The sequence below is a fragment of the Modicisalibacter coralii genome, from assembly GCF_004117855.1.
In the GTDB taxonomy this organism is placed as follows: domain Bacteria; phylum Pseudomonadota; class Gammaproteobacteria; order Pseudomonadales; family Halomonadaceae; genus Modicisalibacter; species Modicisalibacter coralii.
Genome location: NZ_QWBW01000007.1, coordinates 64,634 through 78,937 on the forward strand (window position 1 = coordinate 64,634; position 14,304 = coordinate 78,937).

The 14,304-nt window shown below is 67.9% G+C and carries 13 protein-coding genes and 1 other RNA gene; 3 read left to right on the plus strand and 11 right to left on the minus strand.

Annotated elements, in window-relative coordinates:
- Positions 1-7 precede the first annotated feature (7 nt).
- Positions 8-436, minus strand: a complete 429-nt coding sequence (locus D0901_RS02355; protein WP_129138685.1) for a hypothetical protein — start codon at positions 434-436, stop codon at positions 8-10.
- A gap of 53 nt (positions 437-489) precedes the next feature.
- On the opposite strand from D0901_RS02355, the gene D0901_RS02360 reads away from it, so the two are divergent.
- Positions 490-2,619, plus strand: coding sequence for a S9 family peptidase (locus tag D0901_RS02360; RefSeq protein WP_129138686.1), 2,130 nt, complete (start codon positions 490-492; stop codon positions 2,617-2,619).
- 109 nt (positions 2,620-2,728) lie between these two features.
- Here D0901_RS02360 and D0901_RS02365 read toward each other — a convergent pair whose 3' ends face one another.
- The 8 genes from D0901_RS02365 to ffs all read right to left on the minus strand — a co-directional run bounded on the left by D0901_RS02365 (position 2,729) and on the right by ffs (position 8,679).
- Positions 2,729-3,178 carry a YcgN family cysteine cluster protein gene (locus D0901_RS02365; RefSeq protein WP_129138687.1) on the minus strand — a complete coding sequence of 150 codons (450 nt, stop codon included), beginning with the start codon at positions 3,176-3,178 and terminating at the stop codon, positions 2,729-2,731.
- On the minus strand, positions 3,178-3,468 hold the full coding sequence (locus tag D0901_RS02370) for a YcgL domain-containing protein (RefSeq protein ID WP_129138688.1): 291 nt from the start codon (positions 3,466-3,468) through the stop codon (positions 3,178-3,180). The genes D0901_RS02365 and D0901_RS02370 overlap by 1 nt, the downstream gene beginning before the upstream one ends.
- 3 nt (positions 3,469-3,471) lie before the next feature.
- Positions 3,472-4,626: a ribonuclease D gene (gene rnd, locus D0901_RS02375; RefSeq protein WP_129138689.1), complete on the minus strand. Its 1,155-nt coding sequence runs from the start codon at positions 4,624-4,626 to the stop codon at positions 3,472-3,474.
- A 33-nt stretch (positions 4,627-4,659) separates the two neighbouring features.
- A complete protein-coding gene (gene recR, locus D0901_RS02380; protein WP_129138690.1) occupies positions 4,660-5,265 on the minus strand; it encodes a recombination mediator RecR in 606 nt (201 codons plus the stop codon).
- A 109-nt stretch (positions 5,266-5,374) separates the two neighbouring features.
- Entirely contained in the window at positions 5,375-5,701 is a 327-nt protein-coding gene (locus tag D0901_RS02385; RefSeq protein ID WP_129138691.1) for a YbaB/EbfC family nucleoid-associated protein, read from the minus strand.
- Between the two features lie 44 nt (positions 5,702-5,745).
- Positions 5,746-7,842: a DNA polymerase III subunit gamma/tau gene (gene dnaX, locus D0901_RS02390; protein ID WP_129138692.1), complete on the minus strand. Its 2,097-nt coding sequence runs from the start codon at positions 7,840-7,842 to the stop codon at positions 5,746-5,748.
- 127 nt (positions 7,843-7,969) lie between these two features.
- Positions 7,970-8,242, minus strand: a complete 273-nt coding sequence (locus D0901_RS02395) for a hypothetical protein (protein WP_129138693.1) — start codon at positions 8,240-8,242, stop codon at positions 7,970-7,972.
- A gap of 340 nt (positions 8,243-8,582) precedes the next feature.
- Positions 8,583-8,679, minus strand: an RNA gene (ffs, locus tag D0901_RS02400) — signal recognition particle sRNA small type.
- Between the two features lie 250 nt (positions 8,680-8,929).
- On the opposite strand from ffs, the gene D0901_RS02405 reads away from it, so the two are divergent.
- Both D0901_RS02405 and D0901_RS02410 read left to right on the plus strand, forming a co-directional pair.
- Positions 8,930-10,153: a carboxylate--amine ligase gene (locus D0901_RS02405; protein WP_129138694.1), complete on the plus strand. Its 1,224-nt coding sequence runs from the start codon at positions 8,930-8,932 to the stop codon at positions 10,151-10,153.
- Between the two features lie 32 nt (positions 10,154-10,185).
- Positions 10,186-12,210, plus strand: coding sequence for a hypothetical protein (locus tag D0901_RS02410; protein WP_129138695.1), 2,025 nt, complete (start codon positions 10,186-10,188; stop codon positions 12,208-12,210).
- Positions 12,211-12,335: 125 nt separating this feature from the next.
- On the opposite strand, the gene D0901_RS02415 is transcribed toward D0901_RS02410, so the two are convergent.
- Entirely contained in the window at positions 12,336-13,850 is a 1,515-nt protein-coding gene (locus D0901_RS02415) for a tripartite tricarboxylate transporter permease (protein WP_129138696.1), read from the minus strand.
- The gene (locus D0901_RS02420; RefSeq protein ID WP_203234782.1) at positions 13,850-14,302 is read right to left on the minus strand and encodes a tripartite tricarboxylate transporter TctB family protein; all 453 of its coding nucleotides are present in this window, start codon (positions 14,300-14,302) and stop codon (positions 13,850-13,852) included. The genes D0901_RS02415 and D0901_RS02420 overlap by 1 nt, the downstream gene beginning before the upstream one ends.
- Positions 14,303-14,304: the final 2 nt, after the last annotated feature.

Below are 14,304 nucleotides of genomic sequence, written 5' to 3' on the forward strand. Positions count from 1 at the left end.
CGTTTCCTCAGCCGATCACCGGCTCCTGACGTCGCGTCGAGGCCGCCGTTCCGCCCCCATCATCGTCACTGTCGTCGTGTCGTTGCGCCTGCCGGCGGCCGAGCCAGAACGCCAACCCAGCGGCAGCGGCCCCGCCCAGCGCGATGCCCAGGATCAACAGCGGGACGGCCGACGCCAGCGCCGCGCCATCGTGCTGCAGCACGGCGATCCCGGCTACCACCACCGCCGGGGCCATGCCATGATAGGCGGCATCCTTGTCCAGCAGCGGCAGCGTGAAGCTGCAGGGCATCCAGATCAGTCCGGCGACCAGTCCGGTCACCACGAAACGCGGCAGGCGGGGCAGCCAGCGGATCGCCAGGTAGCCAGTGACCAGCACGACCAGCGACAATGCCACGTAGCTCAACCACAGCAGCGGCATCGAGTCGGATATCAGCATCGCCTTAGATTCTCCCTCTATACAATTCGTTTCATCATGGTACACCGCGTCCAATGAAAGCACAGCCGCCAAGCTCACCGCCCGTCAGCACCTTCCAACGTTCCGAGGACCCGCAGTGGCATTGGCTCGAGCAGCGCGACGACCCCGCGGTGCGCGCCTTCCTGGAAGCCGCCAACCGGGAATGCGACGCCTGGTTCACGCCGCTGGAGCCCCTGGTCGACGCCCTCTACCAGGGGCATCTGACACGCCGCGAACTGGCGGTCACCGGCCTGTCCACGCCGCTGGAACGTTTCACCTACTGGAGCGAGACCGCGTCCGACGCCGACTATCCGGTCTGGTGGCGTCACCCCAATGACAACGCCGAACGGCGAGAGTGCCTGCTCGACCTCGAATCCCGCGCCGGCGAACACCACTTCCTCGAACTCGGCGACATGGCCATCTCCCCCGACGAGCAATGGCTGGCCTGGACCCAGGACACCCGCGGCGACGAGTACTTCGATCTCTACCTGCGGCATCTCGCCAGCGGCGAGGAGCGCTGCCTGCTCGCCGGCATCGGCCCGGAGCTGACCTGGGCCGAGGACGATCGCACGCTGTTTTTCACCCGCTACGACGCCACCCAGCGCCCGGCCAGCGTCTGGCGTCTCGACAGCCGCGCCGAGGATGCCGAAAACGCCAGCGTGGCGATCTTCGAGGAAACGGACCCGGAATTCTGGGTGGGCCTGGGCAAGACCCGTTCGCGGCAATGGCTGGTGCTCGAGACCGCGTCCAAGGACACCAGCGAGTGCCACCTGATCCCCGCCCGATCGCCGGAGACACCACCGCGCTGCGTGCGAGCGCGAGAGGCCGGGGTCGAATACGGCATCGACCACCGTCCGGGGCGGTTCTACATCCTGCACAACCGGGAGGCGCCCCACTTCCGTCTGGACGTGGCCGACGAGGACGTGGCCGACGAGGACGTGGCCGACGAGGACGTGGCCGACGAGGACGTGGCCGGCGAGTCCTCTCCCGGCGAGTGGCGCCCCCTGCTGGCCCATCGCGACCAGCACACGCTGGAAGGCGTCGATGCCTTCGCCTGGGGGCTGGTGGTCACCGAGCGCGACCACGACGAGGCCCAGGTACACCTGCGCGTCATCGACCTCGACGCCGACGGTCGTATCGTTCGCGACCATCGACTACCGCTGCCCGAGGCGCCCTGCAGCCTGGCGCTGGGCGATACGCCGGACTTTCACGCCCGACGCCTGCGCCTGCGCGAGGAGTCCTTCACCCTGCCGGTACGCTGGATCGAGCACGATCTCGACAGCGACGCCCGGCGCCTGCTCAAGGCACAGCCGATCCACGGCGACCTCGCCCCCGAGCAATTGCATTGCGAGCGTCTCTGGGCCACCGGCCACGACGGCGAACGCATCCCGGTCTCGGTGGTGGCACGCGCCGACCTCTGGGGCCAGGCGCCGCTGCCCACCCTGCTCTACGGCTACGGCGCCTACGGTGAAGTGCTCGACCCCTGGTTCTCGGTGGCCCGGCTCGAACTGCTGTCGCGGGGCGTGGCCTTCGCCGTGGCCCATGTGCGCGGCGGCGGCGATCGTGGCGAACCCTGGTACCTGGCCGGCAAGCTGGAACACAAGACCAACAGCTTCCGCGACTTCCTGGCCGCCCGTGAGGCGCTGGTCGCCACCGGCATGGCCGACGGCGAGCGGATCGCCGCCTACGGCGCCAGCGCCGGCGGCCTGCTGGTCGGGGCGAGCCTCAACCTCGACCCCGGCGCCTTCCGTGCGGCGGTGCTCGACGTGCCCTTCGTCGACGTGCTGCGCACCATGGAGAACCCCGACCTGCCGCTGACCACCGCGGAGTACAGCGAATGGGGCAATCCCGACGAGCCCGCGGCACGCCGACGCATCCGCGCCTACTCGCCGCTCGACAACCTCTCCGAGCAGGCCTATCCGGCGATATTCCTGCAGGGCAGCTGGCACGACTCGCGGGTGCCCTACTGGGAACCCGCCAAGCTCTACGCCAGGCTCACCGAGCTGGACGCGTCACGTCCGTCCGACCCGCGCCGCCCGCTGCTGCTGCGGACCGACATGACCTCGGGCCACGGCGGTGCCTCGGGACGCTTCAAGGCCTGGCGCGACAACGCCCGCCAGGATGCCTTCCTGCTCTGGGCGCTGGGGCTGGCGAACGTCGAATGAGGGACGCACGCCCGAAACACGACCGGACGCGGGCCATCGGCTCGCGTTCGGCGGCGGGCGAAGCGATCGCGACAGGACCCGGTAAGGAGCGTCGAGGTCGACGAGCCCGTCAATCCTCGCAGGGCAGCACGTCGATGATGTGATCCTCCCACTCGGCTTCCGGGACCGTCGTCTCGGACACCGCAAAGGGCGCCACGCTGATGCCGGCCCGCCGGACACTGTCGGGATCCCCCGACACCAGCGGATGCCACTCGGCCAGCCCGCGCCCCTCGCTCAGGCGCCGGTAGGCACAGGATTCCGGCAGCCAGCGGAATTCCTCGATGCGCGCCAGGGTCAGCGGCACGCAGCCGGGCACCCGGGCGCTGCGATTGGGATAGTCACTGCAGTGGCAGGCGCCGATATCGAGCAGCTGGCACGCCACGTCGAGGGTCGCGATGTCGCCGCTCTCCTCGTCCTCCAGCTTGAGCAGGCAGCAGCGTCCGCAGCCGTCGCACAGCGCTTCCCACTCCGCGCCGTGGAGTTCCGCGAGCGGGTAGCGCTCCCAGAAGCGCTCGCGCATCAGTAGCGGCCCTCGGTGGGCGTGCGATAGAGATCCAGCAGGTAGGCGTCCTTCGCCGGCGGCAACTGCAGGTAGTAGCCCTTCTCGGCGATGGCCGCGATGACCCGCGCGGTGTCGACACGCGCCAGCTTGCGCTCGGTGCCGAGCAGCAGGGTCATGACCGGTTGCGGCTTGCCGAAGCGCTCGAGCAGTTCCTCGGGCACCGGCTCGAGACCGCGGCGCTTGTCCACGTAGAGATACATTTCCTCTTTCCGCGGGCTGCGGAAGATCTCGCAAAGGGTCTTGTCCATAGCTTACTCGTTGACCGGGTTCTGGGCCGTGTCGGCCGCGGATTCGAGCGCGGCGACCAGCGCATCGCCGAGCAGTTCGCCCCGCCAGCCCTCGGGCAGCGGCAACGGCTGGCCTTCCAGATCGGCGACCACCAGGGCCTCCAGGTCGCGGCGCCGAGCCAGCACCTCGGGGGCGATGCCCAGATCCTCGGCGATCGCGCCCACCGCACGCTTGAGCGCCTTGAGACGACGCTTGAACGGCGCCGACAGCGGCGACGGCAGCGCCGGCGGCAGTTCGGCCTCGTCGAGCTGGGCGGCGTCGCGCACCAGGCCCAGCAGGCTATCGCCCTCGCGCTTGACCAGGCTCGGCTTGACGCCCTCCACCGCGGCCAGTTCGTAGCGGCTACCGGGCATCGACTCGGCGATGGCGAACAGCACCTTGTCGCTGACCAGCCAGTTACGCGGCAGGTCGCGGCGGCGCACCTCGGCCTCGCGCCATGCCGTCAGGCGCTGATAGGCGGCGATCGCCCGCGCGCCCAGACGCCACAACTGGCGATGCCGGCGATACCATTCGGCATCGCCCTGGGCACTGCGCAGTGCCTGGTCGACCAGCGCCGCACAATCCGCCTCGAGCCACGCCAGACGCGCGTCGGCGAGCAGGGCCTCGCGCTGAGCCGCCCAGACCCGCGGCAGATAGATCACGTCGAGTGCCGCATAACGCTGCTGGGCCTCGGAGAGCGGCCGCGCCAGCCAGTCCGAACGGGTCTCGTCCTTGGGCAGGACGTCGCCGGTCCAGTGCTCGACCAGACGCTGATAGCCCATCGACGGGATCTCCGAGATCAGCGCCTGGGCCACCTGGGTATCGACCAGCGGCTCGAGTACCACCCCGCTCCAGTTGTGGAGCACCTCGAGATCCTCGCTGCTGGCGTGCAGCAGCTTGGTCGGCCCCTCGGGCCCCAGCAGGCGCTGCAGAGCCGGCGTCGCCGCGACGGCCTGAGGGTCGATCAGGTAGGCGACGTCACCGCGGGAAAGCTGGACCAGCGCCGGCACCGGATGAAAGCTGGTCTCGCGGAAGAACTCGGTGTCCACGGCCAGCCACTCGGCATCGGCGAGGCGGCTGCAGACGGTATCGAGTTCCTCGGGGGTGTCTATCCAGTGACTGGTCGGTTCTAGGGACATGGGATTCCTGGAGTTGGGGCGCGACAAGGCGATTCACTCGCCGCGGAACGGCAGACGGCCGTTGAAGGCGCGACTGAGCGTGCCGCCGTCGACGTACTCGAGTTCGCCGCCCATCGGCACGCCGTAGGCCAGCCGCGACAGACTGAGGCCACGCTCGCGGATCTGCTCGGCGATGTAATGGGCGGTGGCTTCGCCCTCGACGGTCGGGTTGGTGGCCAGAATGACCTCCTCGACCCCGCCCTCGTCGAGGCGGGTGTCAAGCTGGTCGAGGCCGATGTCCTCGGGACCGATGCCGTCGAGCGGCGAGAGGTGGCCGTGGAGAACGAAGTAGTGGCCGTGGTAGCCGCCGGCATCCTCGATCGCCAGCATGTCGGCGGGCGACTCCACCACGCACAGCAACGCCGGGTCGCGCCGGGGGCTGCGGCACAGCGCGCAGACGCTCTCCTCGGTCAGGGTCCGGCAACGCTGACAGTAGCCGACCTCCTCGAGGGCCCGGCCGAGCACCTCGACCAGGCGGCGCCCGCCGTCGCGGTCACGCTCGAGCAGGTGCAACGCCATGCGCTGGGCGGTGCGCGGCCCGACGCCGGGCAACACGCGCAACGCCTCGAGCAGACGGTCGACAAGCGGCGAAAAACTCATGGATGGTCTCTTTCCGATACGGGCATCGAGGGGCGTCCTTGGCGGCCTCCGTCACCGCCGATGGCGTGCTCGGCGGCGACGCGAGGACGAGACGCGGGGCAGCAGCGGCTCAGAACGGCATCTTGAAACCCGGCGGCAGGTTCATCCCCTCGGTGGCTTCTTCCATGCGGGCACGGGAGTTGTTCTCGACCTTGCGCACGGCATCGTTGACCGCCGCGGCGAGCAGGTCCTCGAGCATCTCCTTGTCCTCCTCGAGGATGCTCGGGTCGATGTCGACCTTGCTGACGTCATGGCGACCGTTCATGGTCACCTTGATCATGCCGGCGCCGGCTTCGCCGGTGACTTCGGCACGGGCGATCTCCTCCTGCACCTGCTGCATCTTTTCCTGCATTTCCTGGGCCTGCTTCATCAGGTTGCCCATTCCGCCCTTGAACATGCTGCACCTCGTCGTGGAGTGTTGGCCGCCTTGGCGGCGATGGTTCAGTCCGATGCGGACTGCGGCGATACGCTCTGCTCGATCAGCCGCGCACCGAAGGCCTGTTCCAGTTCCTGGATATGCGGGTCATGGCGCAAGGCTTCAACCGCCTCGGCGTGACGTTCGCGGGCCTCGCGATCGCTGCGCGCCTTGGGCGTCTCCACCCCCGGCGGCAGTTCGCCCGGCTCGATGACCACCCGCCGTTCGACGCCCGCCGCGGCCAGCGCCTGGCGCACGCGCTCAATGTGGACCTCGGCGAGCATCGCCGCCTGACCGGGATCGAGACGCAGCGTCAATTGCCCACCGTCGTCGCCGTCGACCAGACAGTGCGCCGCCAGGTTGCGCGTCAGACCGGCGAGCCCCAGGCGCGGAAACAGCGCCAGCCAGTCGGCCTGGGTCAGCGCCTCGCCGGGCGACAGCGCCGCTTCGGCCCCGGCGGATACCCCGGCGTTCGCCTCGGCCCCGGCGCTCTCGGCATGGCCGGTTTCGGCATCGAGCGGCGCCTCGGGGCGCATCGCGACCTCCGGCTCGCTCTCGTCACTCGGCGGCGCCGGTACAGCGCTCGCGTGGGTTACCGGCGCCTCATCCATGGCGACGCCGGCCTCGCTGACATCGCTTGCGTGGTCGCGCGCCTCGACAAGCGCATCGGGAGGAACGTCCCACGGCGGCGGCGCCTCGTCGACATCGGGGCCCGCCCCCGCGTCAGGGAACGCTGGCGACCCCGTGTGAGCCTCGGGCTCGGGCTCCGCGGGCGGCGCGTATCGCGACTCGCTGGGAGCCGCCGGGTCGGCGGCGCCCTCGCCGCCATTCGTCGAAGCTGGCGACAGCGGCGCCGCGGGGGGGGCATCGAGGACCTCAGGGGCGACGTCCGGGGCCGGTTCATCGGCCACCGCCTCGGCGGCCGGCGCGGGCTCGACGCCCCCCGACGGCGGCGGCGCGTCGGATGGCGCGGGCGGCGTATCCGATCCGGAACGCTCGCCACGCAACGGCAGCGGGGTCTGCGGCGGCTTGGGAACGCCCTGCGGGCGGAACGCGAGCATGCGCAGCAGGGTCATCTCCAGCGCGGTGCGCGGGTCGGGCGCGTGTTCCAGGTCGCCACGTCCCTGCAGACCGATCTGGTAGTAGAGCTGGACATCCTCGGCGGTGAAACGGGCGGCGAGCGCCAGCAGGGTGTCGCGATCGCCATGCCCGTTGTCGAGTGCCTCGGGCACCATCTGGGCGATCGCCAGACGGTGCAGGATGCCGGTCAGGTCGTCGAGCACGCCGGCAAAATCGGGGCCCTGCTCGGCGAGGCTCGCCACTTCGGCGAGCGCACGCGCCGCATCGACCTCGGCCAGCGCCTCGACCAGCGCCAGCAGATGGCGATGATCGAGAGTGCCCAGCATCGCCGAGACATCGGCGTGGCGCACCGCGCCCTGACCGAAGGCGATCGCCTGGTCGGTCAGGCTCATGGCGTCGCGCATCGACCCCTGGGCGGCCTTGCCCAGCAGCCACAGCGCCGGTTCCTCGTAGCTCACCGACTCTGCCTCGAGCACTCGCTGCAGGTGGTCGACGATACGCTCGGGCGGCATGTTCTTGAGCGAGAACTGCAGACAGCGCGACAGCACCGTCACCGGCAGTTTCTGGGGGTCGGTGGTCGCCAGCAGGAACTTGACGTGAGGCGGCGGCTCCTCGAGGGTCTTGAGCAAGGCGTTGAAGCTGTGCGTCGACAGCATGTGCACCTCGTCGATGAGGTACACCTTGTAGCGCCCCTGGGTGGGGGCATACTGGACGTTGTCGAGCAGCTCGCGGGTATCCTCGACCTTGGTGCGCGAGGCCGCATCGACCTCGATCAGGTCGACGAAGCGCCCCTCGTCGATGTCGCGGCAGGTGGTACAGACGCCGCAGGGCGACGAGGTCACACCCTGCTCGCAGTTGAGGCACTTGGCGAGAATCCGCGCCAGTGTCGTCTTGCCGACGCCGCGCGTGCCGGTGAACAGATAGGCGTGGTGCAGGCGGCCCTGATCCAGGGCATTGACCAGGGCACGCTGGACGTGCTCCTGACCGACCAGTTCATGGAAGGTGCGCGGCCGCCATTTGCGGGCCAGTACCTGATAGCTCATGCAGCGCGGAAGTCCTTGCGGCTGGAGACCGGGCCGGTACGTGACCGCCCGTTGAGAATGCGTGGACGCACAAAACGTTCATTCTAGCGGTTCGCAACGGGAGCGGAAAGGCGCCGGACACCACCGTTCAATGGCAGACCCGCGGCAGCCACCTGTCCAGCCAGCCGCCACACTGGGTACCCACGCCCGACCAGTCCTCGCCGACCCGACAGACGAAAAGCACATCATGGTAGTCGATCAGCGCCATCAGGCCCCGACGCAGCTCGGTGGCACTTTCCGGGGTCCTGACGAGGCATTGACCCTGCATGGCCCAGCAGTGCTCGTAAGCCGCCAGGCGCTCATGGAATTCGTGGTATTCGCGGGACTGATAGAGATCGTAGCTCACTGAATAAATGGCCATACCGGGACCTGCGTACCTGTAATAACCGTTGGTTTGCTATAAGAATGCTCAGTTGCCGGACGACAACGCAGCACCCTAGCACCCCGGCGCACAGGGTCAACGCGCGGGGCGAACCGAGCCTCTGTTCACAGGGCCTGGCGCCGGCAACCCGTGGACCCCTGCACGGATGAAGGGTGCCGCCTCGGCGGTGGGGGAAATTGTCGCACCCAGGGCACGACGCAACGCCGCCAGAGGATGGCGAGCGAATCAGGGAGAGGGGGAAAAGCCAGGCACCCGGGGACTCGAACAAACGGCCCGCAGAAGAACGGGGCACGGAATCCGGGGCCTGAAATGGAGGCGGCCCCGCCAGCCACATCCCGGCACACGCAGCCACCACTACCGTTGCTCCCTTCCGGGCCTGGCGGGGTTTGCGGTTTAGCGTTGCGGGAGGACCGACGGGGCCACCACAGTCATCGACCAGCGTTGAAAACACGAAAAATTCGTCAGCACGGTCGAAACACTCGGGCTTCAAGGCCTTGAACACGATTGCATTCAAGCACTTGCCTCGAGCGCCGCAGCACTATAACAGCGCCGGACCGGGCCCGCAAGCCTGTAGAACATCGCTGATCGAGCGCAGGCAGCCGGCGGATTTCGTCTAGGCTGTGGGGTAAGGTGACAGACGCAACTCGACTGCAAGGAGACATTGTCATGAACAAGGACCCCAACAAGGGCTACGTCGCACTGCTTGGCTGGAGCCTGAATGCCGTCGAGGCCGCCGAGGACTTCGATCGACGCTACGTGGTGGTCGCCCCGGACTGGGCGGAGGACTACTGCAAGCAGCATGACATTCCGTATCTGTCATGGAACTTCGAACGCCTCAACGACCGCTCCCTGGAGATCGCCGAAACGCTCCGCGACATGGGCGTCGACGTGGCGATCCCGCTGTTCGAGGAGACCGTGGAATGGGCCGGCGCCATCAACTCGGTGCTGCTCGACAACCCCCGGCTCTACGGCCAGGCCCTGCTGCTGCGCGACAAGGCACTCATGAAGCGGCGCGCCCAGCTGGGCGGGATCCGCGTGGGCATCTTCGAGGAGGCCCACGACAAGGAGGACGTGATCCGCTTTCTCAAGCGCGTCAACCAGACCCTGCTCAAGCTCGACGGCGATCCCAACGACCCCATTCACCTCAAGGCCTTCGACAAGGCCGGCTGCCTGGGCCACCGGGTAATCCGGACCCCGGACGAAGTCGACACCATCCCCGAGGAGGAATTTCCGGTCCTCATGGAATCGCACCTCGACGGCTGGGAGTTCGCCGTGGAAGCGTGGATCCACGACGGCAAGATCGCCTTCCTCAACATCTCCGAATACGTGACGCTGGGCTACTCGGTCTTCGTCCCGGCCACGCCGGAACTCGAGAAATATCGCCCCCAGATCACCGCGCAGATCGAGAAGTTGATCAAGGCCTTCGACATCGACTTCGGGCTGATCCATCCGGAATACTTCGTCACCAGCGATGGCGAGATGTACTTCGGCGAAGTCGCCTATCGACCGCCCGGCTTCAAGGTCTTCGAGCTGCTCGAACGCGCCTACGGCTTCAACGCCTATCAGGCGACCATCATGGTCTTCGACCCCAAGACCACCGAGGACGAGGTCAAGGCCTTCTTCCCCAAGGAGGTGGTCGATGCCAAGGGCCATGCCGGCTGTTTCGGCGTCTACCCGCGCCGGCGCGTGGTGAGTCGCCTGGAAATCCCCGAGGAGACCGAGGATCACCCCTACTTCGAGTCCCACGAACTGACCGCACCGCTCGAGGAAACCGTGACCAAGCGCACGGCGTTCGGCACCCACTGGGGGCTGGTCTACTTCTTCGGTGACGACCCTCATACCATGCGCGATCTGCTCAAGCATCAGGAAGAGCTCGACTTCTATGTATAATCGCGCCATATCCTCGGGGACAAGGAGTCCGTGTGACGACCCATAACGGCGACCAAGACACGGAGGCCGGCAAGCTGGACGGCTTGCTGGCCAAGCTGGACGAGGCGACCGAGTTACTGGCCAACGCCCGGGACTTCGCCAAGCCCGGCAAGGTCCGGCGGGTCTTCGACACCGCCAAGCGCGTGATGCTGCAGGACGGGGGTTGCGCCGCCATCGAGCGGCGCGCCCGGGCCCTCGAGGAAGCCGGTGTCTTCAACGGCTCCGACTGGGCCTACCCCCAGATCCTGATTCCATCGCTGACACCGCATTCCCTCAAGAGCGGTGACCCCGACACCGTGGTGCTCGAGGCGCTCAGCGAACTGCGCCTGCTGGCGGTGGCACGCGCGGCCTACGAGCATCCGCAGATCTCGGCCGAACAGGCGCATCACTACCTGACACAAGTGCTGGCGATCAATCTCGAGCTACTGTTCACTGCGCCCAGCGAGGCGGAACGCGAGACCCAGGGGCGGCTGGCGCTGCTGACCCGCGCCCTGTTCGCCCACCTGGCGGACACCATCGGCTACGAGCACGTCATCGACCAGTTGATCGACGAGATCTGGCGCATCCTCCAGCAGCGCCCCATCCAGGTCGATGCCGTCAAGCGCATGATCACCCAGATCGCCGTCTGCCAGGCCAACCCCGACATCGACCTCGGCACCAGCGGCCAGGGCGCCGACCGCCTGGTCAGCAGCCTGTTCGGCCCCACCCAGGCCTGCCGCGAGGACCCCGGGCTCGAGGTCTATGCCGAACGCCTCCAGCCGATGGACGCCAACGCCCTGCAGTACGAGGCCACCGGCTTCGCCCGGGCGATGCACGACACCGGCCTGGTCTCGGCCTATCATCCGGTGCTGCTGCGCCACCTGCTCGACCATGGCGACCACCTGCTCGCCGAGGCGCTGGGCCTGTCGGCGACCGGCCGCGACTGCCTGCTGTGCTACCGGCAACTGGTCCAGGCGCTGATCGAGGAAGGCGTGCATCCGGCCACCCCGCAGGCCGTCTATGGCCTGGCGCTGATGCTCGAGCGCGGCATCCTCTACCAGCCGCCGGTGGCGCCGGCGCTGTGGCGCCAGATCGGCCTGCCGCTGTCGGCCTGGTCGCAGGAACGCATGCGCATGGCCTACGGCGATGCCGTCTCGCCACGGGCCCGGCTGCTCGAAGGGGTGCTGTGCATGCTGGGCCTGCCGCTGGGCGTCGGCCAGGGCAACAACCCCACCTGCCAGTCGGCAAGGGCACTGTCGATGTGGGCCTACAACGACCCCGACTATCTGCTGCAGATGGTCGCCTGGGCAGCCCGTGACGACGAGATCATCATGCACTTCGAGGGCATGCCGCTGTCGTCGATGGCCAGCCTTTCCGGGGTGGCCACCAACCTGCCGATGGACCTCGACCCGGTCTCGCTGCTGGTGGTGCCGCATCTCGACCGCATCTACGCCGAGATGGGTCGGCGCTGCATCGGCCGCGAGGGCGACCCCCACCGCTGGGTCAACCCGGAGTTCCACGGCTGGTGGGCCGGGCGCGGCTTTCGTATCAACGTCGACGTCGAGACCGGTCAGCTCGATCAGCTCGAGGATTTCCTGCGCCACTTCTACGCCAGCTACCACCCCTTCTACAACGGCAATCAGCCGCTGATCCATCCGCAGCCGGCGGGCATCGCGGTCACCGACAGCGCGGCGCGGTTCATCGGCTGGCACGCCATCACCCTGCTGCGCGTCAACCTCGACCCGCAGGACACCATGCGCGCCTACTTCTTCAACCCCAACAACGACAGCGGCCAGGACTGGGGCGACGACGTCAAGGTCAGCACCGCCGGTCACGGCGAACGCTTCGGCGAGGCCTCACTGCCCTTCGAGCAGTTCGCCTCGCGCCTCTACATCTTCCACTACGACCCGCTTGAGCGCGGTGAGCTGGCCAACGTCACCCAGCAGGAGCTCGACCGGGTGATCGGCTACATTCATCGCAGCTGGGGCGCCAACCGGGTCCCCGCTGCCGATCTCCAGGCCCATTCCGGCCCCGCCTGACGCCGCCGGCCAGGACGCGCCGCGGGCCGCATGTCGCGCGCCAAGAACCCACCATGCAAAGACCCCGCCGGGAAAACCCGGCGGGGTCTGTCATTCGGCGTCGAATGACGCCATCGATTCGGCGCTCAGTCGGGCTGGTTGCCGGCCTTCATGCGACGCCGCAGGATCGGCCCGACGATCACCGGCAGGACCAGGCCGGCGATGGCGACCGCCCACAGGGTGATCGACAGCGGGCTGCTCCACAGGATCGTCCAGTCACCGTCGGAGATCTGCATCGCGTGACGCAGGTTCTTCTCCATCTCCGGGCCCAGCAGCATGCCCAGGATCACCGGCACCAGCGGGATCTCCAGCTTGCGCAGGAAGTAGCCGGCCACGCCGAAGGCCACCATGAAATACAGGTCGACAGCCGAGTGGCTGATCGAGTAGATCCCCACGAAGGCGACCATGGTCACCATCGGCAGCAGGTACATCGGCGGCACCGAGAGCAGCTTGACGAACACCCCGACCAGCGGAATGTTGAGCACCAGCAGCAGGAAGTTGCCGATCAGCAGCGCCGCGATGACACCCCACACCACGTCGGCGTTCTGGGTGAACATCAGCGGCCCGGGCGTGATGTTGAAGGAGATCAGCATCGCCAGCAGCACCGCGGTGGTACCGCTGCCCGGCACGCCGAGGGTCAGCATGGGCACCAGCGCCCCGCTCGAGGCCCCGTTGTTGCCGGATTCCGGCGCGGCCACGCCACGCGAATCGCCTTCACCGAAGCGGTTCTTGCTGCCCAGGATCTTCTTCTCGAGGGTGTAGCTGATGAAGCTGCCCAGCGAGGCGCCGGCACCCGGCAGCACGCCGGAGACGAAACCGATCACGCCGCCGCGGAACGAGGTGGGCAGGATCTCGCGGATGTCCTTCCATTTCAGCGAGAGCTTGTTGACCTTGATCATCTCGCGACCGGCGCCGGCCTTCTCCTCGATGAACACCAGCAACTCGGAAACCGCGAACAGACCGACGATGGCGATGATGAAATCGACGCCCTCGTAGAGCTCCAGGGTACCGAAGGTGAAGCGCTGCACGCCGGTCGACAGGTCGATGCCCACGGTGGCGATCATCAGCCCCAGCGCGGCGGCGAGGATGGTCTTGACCGGATTCTTGCCGGTAATGCCGCCCAGTGTGGCGAAGGCCAGCACGAACAGCGCGAAGTACTCGGCCGCGCCGAAGGTCAACGCGAACTTGGCCAGCAGCGGCGCCAGCAGGATCAGGCCCACGGTGGCGATCAGACTACCGATGAACGAGGCCACCGCGGAGATCGCCAGCGCCTCGGCGGCGCGCCCCTGCTTGGCCATCGGGTAACCGTCGAGACAGGTCATCATCGCCGGCTCGTCACCGGGAATGTTGAGCAGGATGGACGAGATGCGCCCGCCGTACATCGCCCCGGCATAGACCGCGGTGAGCATGATCAACGCGGTTTCGGGACGCAGCCCCAGGGTGAACGCCAGCGGGATCAGGATCGCCACGCCGTTGGCCGGGCCGAGCCCGGGGAGTGCGCCGATCAGGGTCCCCAGGAAGGCCCCCATCAGCGCGAACATCAGGTTGTGCGGCTGCAGGGCGACGCCGAAGCCGTCCATCAAGTAATTGAGGGTATCCATCAGTGTCCCTCCAGGAAGGCCAGCACGCCCCAGGGCAGCGGCAGCTCGAGCACGTAGTTGAATAGCGCGAAGACCGCGATGCCGCCGATCAGGCCGCTCAGATAGGCACGCAACGGCGGCGCGCCCATGCGCCAGCACAGGGTGCCGATGGCCAGCATGGTGGCCAGGACGAAGCCCACCGGTTCGAGAATCAGGGTATAGGCGATCAGCACCGCCACCGCGATCAGCATCTCCAGCGCCGTGCGTCCCTTCGGCCAGGGATTACCGGGGTCGGGCCGCACGATCAGGTAGAGACTGCAGGCCGCCAGCACCACGCTGAGAATCGTCGGGAAGGTCTTGGGTCCGACGGCCTCGGCGCCGCCGAACGGCTCGGGAAACTGCTGGGCGCCCCAGCCGTACGCGACGGCCAGGGCGAGCATCAGCAGACCGAAGACCCGGTCGTTGAGACGCAGCA